The sequence below is a fragment of the Brachybacterium tyrofermentans genome (assembly GCF_039526165.1).
In the GTDB taxonomy this organism is placed as follows: Bacteria; Actinomycetota; Actinomycetes; order Actinomycetales; family Dermabacteraceae; genus Brachybacterium; species Brachybacterium tyrofermentans.
The window spans coordinates 1-7186 of the sequence record NZ_BAAAIR010000093.1 but is presented as its reverse complement, the minus strand read 5'-3'; the positions used below and the strand labels follow the sequence as shown (position 1 = coordinate 7186).

Here is a 7186-nt window from a genome sequence, read left to right as displayed (position 1 = left end):
ACCCACATGCCAGAATCAGCAGCTGAACACCGGCAACGACGCCGGTCGCCCCCGCTCACAACCCCGATGAAACATCGAGGCTAACCCGCTCTGCCGGCGGCCGCCGGCGTTAGGGTCCAGGACCTTGATCTTGTCTGGGCGGTATCCGCTCCAGTGATCCTCCTCGGTCACCACGACGGGAGCGCGCTGGTAGCCCATCTCCTTAACCTTGGCGAGTGCGTCGGCGTCTTGGGTGAGGTCCACGGTCTCGTGCTCGATCTTGCGGCTGTTGAGATCGCGCTTGGTGGCGTCACACTGGACGCACTGCGGCTTGGTGTACAGAAGCGAGCAGAGATGCATTGGATGAATCAATGGTCTGGTTGTTGACTCGGCCTCACCGCGCACCGCGGGACCGGTTCGACGTGACTGAGCGGCTTCGCTGCCGCGTGGCTTTCGGCGGATCCAACCCTTTCTTTGCCTGGTCAAGAGCCCAATCGGGGCTTGCTGCATGCTGCGAACACCGCTCCGGAGGAAACCGTCCGATCGCAGACCTCTCGTTGCGCTGACAGACTCCATGATACGTTCACAGCATGTTTGATGCAGTAGAAGGAATCGTGAGGTGTGGGTGGTGACCCGTGAGGTCCGGTCCCTGGCTCCGGTGTTGCTGCTGGACCCGGCTCGCTCGACGTTCGATGAGATGCTGCGCCGGTACGCCGTGTCGATGCGTTCTCGCGGACTGTCAGAAGGCACGATCCGGGTGCATCAGTTTGGCGTGAAGCGGTTCTTCCGTTTCGCTGGGACCTATCCGTGGGAGTGGCGGCCGCAGGACGTCGAGGACTTCACCTCGTCGCTGCTGTCTCGCCCGGAGCCGTTGGCGCACTCCACGATCCGGGGCTACCACCAGATCTTGAAGGGCTTCTGCGGGTACGTCTCGCACCCGTCCTACGACTGGGCCGATGTCTGTCTAGAACGGTTCGGGGCCGCGCCAGCCCAGATCTGTCATCCGTGGAACACCTTCGCGCACCTGGCCGAGTTCGAAGCGCGGCCCACTCGACGGCCGTTCGGGTACGACGAGCTCGAGGCCTTCTTCGCTCAGGCCGATGAACGCGCCCACGACCTACTCGAGGGCCGCAAGAAGGGTGCGTTGCCCGCATTGCGTGACGCCCAGTTCTTCAAGACGGTCTACGCGTTCGGGCTCCGACGTCGCGAGGCGGTGATGCTCGATCTGAACGACCTCCGCCCCAATCCCTACGTTCCCGAGTGGGGCGCGTATGCGAAGGTGCAGGTTCGATACGGCAAGGCGATGAGGGGATCACCGCCTCGCCGCCGCACCGTGCTGGCGTGCCCGGAATTCGCGTGGGCGTCGGAAGGGCTTCGCTACTGGGTTGAGGAAGTCCGTCCGCGGCTCGCACCTGCGACTGATGCTCTGTGGGTCAGTGCGCGACGCACTCGCATGACAACCCGCACGGTGGACCACCGGTTCGCGCAGATCCGCGAGGCGGCGGGCTTGGATCCTGCGCTGACGTTGCACAGCCTCCGCCACTCCTACGTGACCCACCTGGTCGAGTTCGGCTACGCCGCCCAGTTCGTGCAGGAGCAGGTCGGACACAATCACTCGTCGACGACCGCGATTTACACGTCGGTCGGTGACGATTTCAAGAATCGGATCTTCCAAGAAGCGCTGCGGCGCGTGCTCGGAGAAGGAGAAACCGCATGACCCGGCAGTTCGATTGGCATCTTCGCCGCAAGCTTGCCGAGCGCGGCATCTACAAGACCACCGAGCTGGTGCCGCTGCTCGCCGAGCAGGGCGTGAAACTCTCACGCGAGCAGGTCTACCGCCTGGTGACATCCAACCCGCAACGACTGAATATCGAAGTCCTCGACGCGCTCTGCGTGATCCTCGACTGCACACCGAACGACCTGATCAGCTTCACCGTTGCGGCACGTGCGCAGCCAAAAGCCGCCGATGGCGGCACGGTCACCGACATCGGCACACTCAAGACTGTCCCGGCACGGATCACCCGGCCCGACAAATCGTGACCTCTCGATCATCTACCGCTCTTCTCGACAACACCGCCGCACTGCTCGCTCACGGTGATCCGTGGACGGCGGTCGGCGAGGCGGGGGTGCGTGCACTGCTCGAGCAGCTTGCCCCCACGCCACAGGGGCAGGCACATTTTCGACGTTTCCTTGCCAGGGTGGACGCGACCTGGATCAGCGACGCCGATCCGCACCTTCCCCGTCAGGCGCAACGTTTGCTGCGGATGCTCCGAGCCAGCGGGTTCCCGGTCGTACTGCCAGCATGCGGCGAATGCGGCGGGGGACAGCTACTCACGCAAACGCTCGAGGATGGGCGTAGAGTCTGCAACACGTGCCGGAAAGCTCGATACACCCGTCGCTGCGATGAGTGCGACAAGACCAGAGTGATCTCGCACCGCATCGAGGGGAAGAGCGTGTGCGGCACGTGCCGCCGCCGGCAGCCGGAGGCGAAGGAGGCGTGCATCCGATGCGGGCACGACCGGCTCGTCCAGAACAGAACAGCGGATGGCCCGATCTGCCCCCAGTGCGCGCCCGGCAAGATCGAGCCTTGCGTCCACTGCGGCAGGGAGCGGCGAGTCCGGGTCAAGTTCCTCGGCGGCGCGACTTGTGACCCCTGCTTCAGCATCATCCGCGGCACACGCCGCCCCTGCCCGCGCTGCGGCACGGTCGGCCTGGTCGCGTCGGTCGCCGACGACGGTACTCTGGCGTGCTCGGCATGCACCGGGGTGCGATCGCGGTTCATCTGCGCCGAGTGTGGCGTCGAGGACATCCGCAACGGGAAACGCTGCTACCCGTGCCTTGCACGCATCGCCATAGACGACCTGTTCGCCGCCGGAACGCCCGCCCGCCGTCGGGCGCTCGAACCGCTCCGGCAACGCCTCTTCGAACACCCTGAACCCAAGAGCATGGCACGCTGGCCCGGCCGCAGTGCATCCGCAGCGATCCTGTGTGAAATTCTCACCGAGGACATCGAGCTCACCCACGAAGCGTTGGACCGCCACCCCACGGTCCAGGCGGCGAGCCTGCTACGGCATTCGCTCGTCGACGTGGGCGCGCTCGAACCGCGGGACACCGCATCCGTGCAGTTCATGGCCTGGATCGACACGTTCCTCCAGGGCCGCCCCGAACACATCACGCGCACCCTCGGCCCGTTCTGCCGGTGGCACGTTCCTGCCCGCATCCGGCTATTCGTCCAACGCAACGGGATCACAGACGGCACGTTCGTTCGCGCCCGCCGCGTGTGCCGTATCGCCGCTGACTTTCTCGCCCACCTTGATACTGATGGGATCGAGCTGAAGACCGCCCCGCAAGACGCCGTGGAGTCTTATCTCGACCGGTACCCGCGCAACTTCGAACCGCTCGCTGTGTTCTTGCGCTGGGCGTCGCAGAGAGGCATCGCCGAACGGATCCACCCGGTCCCTTCTCCATATGCGATTCCCTATACCGCGTACCCAATCGATACCTACCGGGCGTGGATGCACCGATTCGCGACCGACGAAACAATCCGGCTCAGAACCCGCATCTGCGGGCTACTCGCCGGGATATCGGGCAGGCCAAGCACGACGATCGCAGGCCTGACCACCGCCAGCATCATCGATGACACCGACGGGATGCAGCTCCGGCTCGGGGCGACACCCTTCCAGCTGCCGCCGCCCTTGCCAGCGCTGATCCGACGGCAACTCGCCACCCCACGGCGATGGGACACGGAGTCAACGTGGATCTTCCCGTCGAAGCTGCGAGCTGGTGAACACGTGCACGCCAGCCGGTTCACCACCGAACTGCAACACCTCAACTGCGGCCTGGTCGAGCTCCGAGGAGCCGCACTGCTAAACCTCGCCGCCACCATGCCCGTCGCACCACTCTGCGACCTCACCGGAGCGTCACCGAACGTTGCTGCAAGATGGCAGACCGTCGCAGCATCCGCCTATGCGCAATACCCCGCGATCCGGCCTCGAGCCGAGCCCGACCACAGCATCTCTGTCCGAAGTCGCGCGAACGAGTAACCCGCGTGTTCGGGAACCTATGCAGGGGAGTAGGGACGCTCGGCGTACCGTACACATATCCACGCTCGCCCGTCACCGTCTTGTGACTCGGTACGCGCGCAGGTAGATTGCCGCAGACGAACACTGTCGTTTATCAAATCACACTGAGGGGTAGATCACGATGGCGCGATCCACGCACGGGGGTAGAAGAGTATTCGGGGCGCTGACATCAGTCTTGCTCGCGGGAGCAATGGTTCTTGCGGGAACCGGTGTCGCTGTCGCGGAACAGCCAGCGTCAGAGACCGTTTCAGCGGAACGAGTCGAGGAATCTCTGCAGAACGTAGAGACGCATGATTCCGACTTGTTGGTCGCGCCGGTTTCGCCGGACGCCTATGGGGCTGATGGCTTGGGATACTCGGTTCCTATTGGTGGTGGGAGCGTTGGAGTTCCTAGCGACGCCTCGCAGGGCGTGACGTTCCAAGAAGCCGGAGGTGAAACCCTAGCCATTCAATTGCCGAATTCTGAAAAGGCTGACTCCGTGGAGTTGCTTGAGGACGGCACTTTTACATATCCAGATACGAGCAGCGCTAACGCCGTCGTGGTGACGGAGCGTGGCGTGCAGATGCTGACTGCCATCGCGAATGAGGAAGCCTCGACGAGCTACACCTACGAGCTCGACCTCGCTGAGGAGCAGAGTATCCAAGTGACTCCTAGCGGGGCAGCCATGGTGGTTGATGCTGCTGGTAATACGGTGCTGGTGTTCGGAGAGCCGTGGGCCTCGGATGCGGAGGGCAAGCCCGTCGATACCTGGTTCGAGGTAGACGGGCCGACTTTGACTCAGGTCGTGGACCACCAGGACACCGAGAACGTCGCTTACCCCGTCGTGTCTGATCCGATCTTCCTTGCACCGTGGATGGTCAAGTGCCTGGTTGGCATTGGCCTCAAGGGCCCCGACATCACGCGCATCGCACAGCTGGGTACTCCCTACTCAATCTTGGCCGCCTTCGGCCGTGGGGCCGTAGCTTGCATCTTCATGAAGTGATGTCGATGTTCAGACGCCGAAGCAGATCCGAGCTCGAAGCAGATCTCCTAGAAGTTGAGAGGCAGATCGGCGATAACCCTCTCGCATCAGAAAGAGTGGTGGCGGCTCAGAGCGTGGTGGAGCGCAACGAAGGGGAGGGTAAGGAGAAGATCTCTTCGATTCTGGCTGAGCGGGGGCTTCCCAGCCTCGAGGAACTAGGTCGAGTCCAGTTGCGAAACACGACGCGCTGGTGGCGGCTCCATCGCCAGAAGAAGCGCCTAACGCGGCAACTGGAGCGGTAACAACTATCAGCTAGCCTTCCATGAAGATCACGGAGGGCTGGCTGGCGTCTTGGACTTCGCGACTTTGCGAACCATTGATATGACCACACCGGGGTCAGTTAGTAGCTCGCGGCTCTCCGGATTGCGTATGAACTGATTCAGCATTCCTTGAGTGCTCAAGAGGCTCCGATACCAGTAGCCGCCGAAATGGTGTCGGCTAACCGGGAGAGAGATAGTAACGCCATCGACGTCCGTAATTGCAGTGCTTCCGTCTTTTGGGACGAAGCCTGGATCGTCGTACACTGCAGCGATCAGCGCTGCGTATGAGATCTGCGTTATCCATCCTGCAAGTGCGTGCCTGGAACTCTTCAAGTCTAGGTTAAGTAAGACAATCTCGGACCAATCGAACGCCGATCGCCATTCGTTCTGGACGAGGTGAACGACTCCCGGGGGTGTGAGCAGCAGAGCGTGGCGACGGGGGTCGCCGACAGCGAGGCCTTCCGCCACTTCTTCCAGCGGGCCGAATCGCTCCAATACTCCCACCTCCTAGCTATCGAAGTTCGACGGCCGTTTAACGGCTTCATGATCGGTGCCGCTGAGCTGCCGAGTGATCACAGCATGATACTCGTCTAATACGACGTGGGGCGCGACCATGCTCGTTCTCCCAATTTCCCCGGCAACCGCGCGCGGAGCCGCTTGGGCTCTCAGTTCCTAGCATCGGCAAAGGTGAAGGTGAACCAACATCGGCGCTGCCGGCCGTTGGGTGACCGTTCGCGGCGAGTTTCGTCTGCGGCGCGCGCGTCGCTACAGGGACTGTTGCTCAGGCCGAAGCTAATCGGGCTCGCCGTCACTATCTCAAAGATGGAGGGCATCGTCGGCGTGATCGTCGCGACGGCAACGAGTCGCCATGGGACGGCTGGACCGCGACCTCAACAGGAAGGGCAATCACACCGCAACTGCGAAGTCATTCGAGAGTTGCTCACTGCGATAGAGCACTTGCACCAGACGACGATGCTCATCGGTCCTCCTCGATAGTCAGGTGGTGGCGGGTGGCCCAGTAGGGGGTGCGCGCTGTGCGGTGTCCATGGCGGGTCACTGGGTGAAGTTCTCGGGCACGCGCGCGATGCCTGCGGTCTGCGGGCCGGATAGGCGCGCGTCGCTGATCTTCGTGCGGCTGGCTCCGCGTGAGGCCTCGATCATCTTGCCGTCCCCGATGTACATCCCAACGTGGGAGACCTCAGAGCCAAGCCGGCCCCAGGACTCGAAGATCAGATCGCCGGGCTGGATCTCCGAAGGAGAGACTTCGTGCGATCGCAGAGCTGCCCACTGAGCCCGCGCGGTGCGAGGGAGCCGGATACCGGCCTGCGCGTAGGCATACGTCGTGAGCCCTGAGCAGTCCTGGCCGCCTCCGGTGGGGCCGTCCCAGCCTCCCCCGCCGAAGATGTACGGCAATCCGAGAGTGGTGTTCGCGGTCTCCAGAACGGCCTTCATGTCTCCGGTCGCCTCGACGGTGGAGCCGTCGCTGGCGCCGATCGAGCACACCGCGGAACCGGGCTCGGACTCGTCGATCGTCACGTCCACACCGGACAGGGCAGACAGAATCTCGCGGGCCTGTCCCTCGTGCTTGGCGTACGCATCGGGGTACGCGCTGCGCTGAACGCGCTGCGCGGCCACGGTCGGCGGAAGCGACTCCCAACCGTTCACGTTGACCAAGCCGGGAATGTGGTATCCCTTCGGGCCGGCCCCGCCCTTCTCTTCCTTCTCAACGGTTTTCCCCTTGTAGAACACCTTCGCCGCGTAAGAGGCTCTTCGCGGTTCGTGGTGAATGACCCTGCTGTGGCGGGTATTCACGCTACGGTTCTCGCGGCGCTGGTGAGCAGGAT

The 7186-nt window shown here is 63.2% G+C and carries 5 protein-coding genes and 1 pseudogene; 4 read left to right on the top strand and 2 right to left on the bottom strand.

The features are described from left to right. Window positions 1-117: 117 nt before the first annotated feature. A pseudogene (nrdH, locus tag ABD093_RS18490) lies at window positions 118-339 on the bottom strand (glutaredoxin-like protein NrdH); the annotation flags it as partial. Between the two features lie 268 nt (window positions 340-607). Between nrdH and ABD093_RS18485 the strand changes: the two are divergent. The 4 genes from ABD093_RS18485 to ABD093_RS18470 all read left to right on the top strand — a co-directional run bounded on the left by ABD093_RS18485 (window position 608) and on the right by ABD093_RS18470 (window position 5043). Continuing rightward, window positions 608-1696, top strand: coding sequence for a tyrosine-type recombinase/integrase (locus ABD093_RS18485; protein ID WP_257007931.1), 1089 nt, complete (start codon window positions 608-610; stop codon window positions 1694-1696). After that, window positions 1693-2019 carry a helix-turn-helix domain-containing protein gene (locus ABD093_RS18480; protein WP_193106592.1) on the top strand — a complete coding sequence of 109 codons (327 nt, stop codon included), beginning with the start codon at window positions 1693-1695 and terminating at the stop codon, window positions 2017-2019. The genes ABD093_RS18485 and ABD093_RS18480 overlap by 4 nt, the downstream gene beginning before the upstream one ends. Before the next feature lie 383 nt (window positions 2020-2402). Beyond that, the gene (locus ABD093_RS18475) at window positions 2403-4022 is read left to right on the top strand and encodes a hypothetical protein (RefSeq protein WP_096197988.1); all 1620 of its coding nucleotides are present in this window, start codon (window positions 2403-2405) and stop codon (window positions 4020-4022) included. A gap of 160 nt (window positions 4023-4182) precedes the next feature. After that, window positions 4183-5043 (top strand): hypothetical protein, encoded by an 861-nt coding sequence (locus ABD093_RS18470; protein WP_193106593.1) that lies wholly within the window; start codon window positions 4183-4185, stop codon window positions 5041-5043. A 1352-nt stretch (window positions 5044-6395) separates the two neighbouring features. Here ABD093_RS18470 and ABD093_RS18465 read toward each other — a convergent pair. Further along, window positions 6396-7186: C40 family peptidase (locus ABD093_RS18465; RefSeq protein ID WP_343926364.1), on the bottom strand; the 791-nt coding region annotated here is incomplete at its 5' end.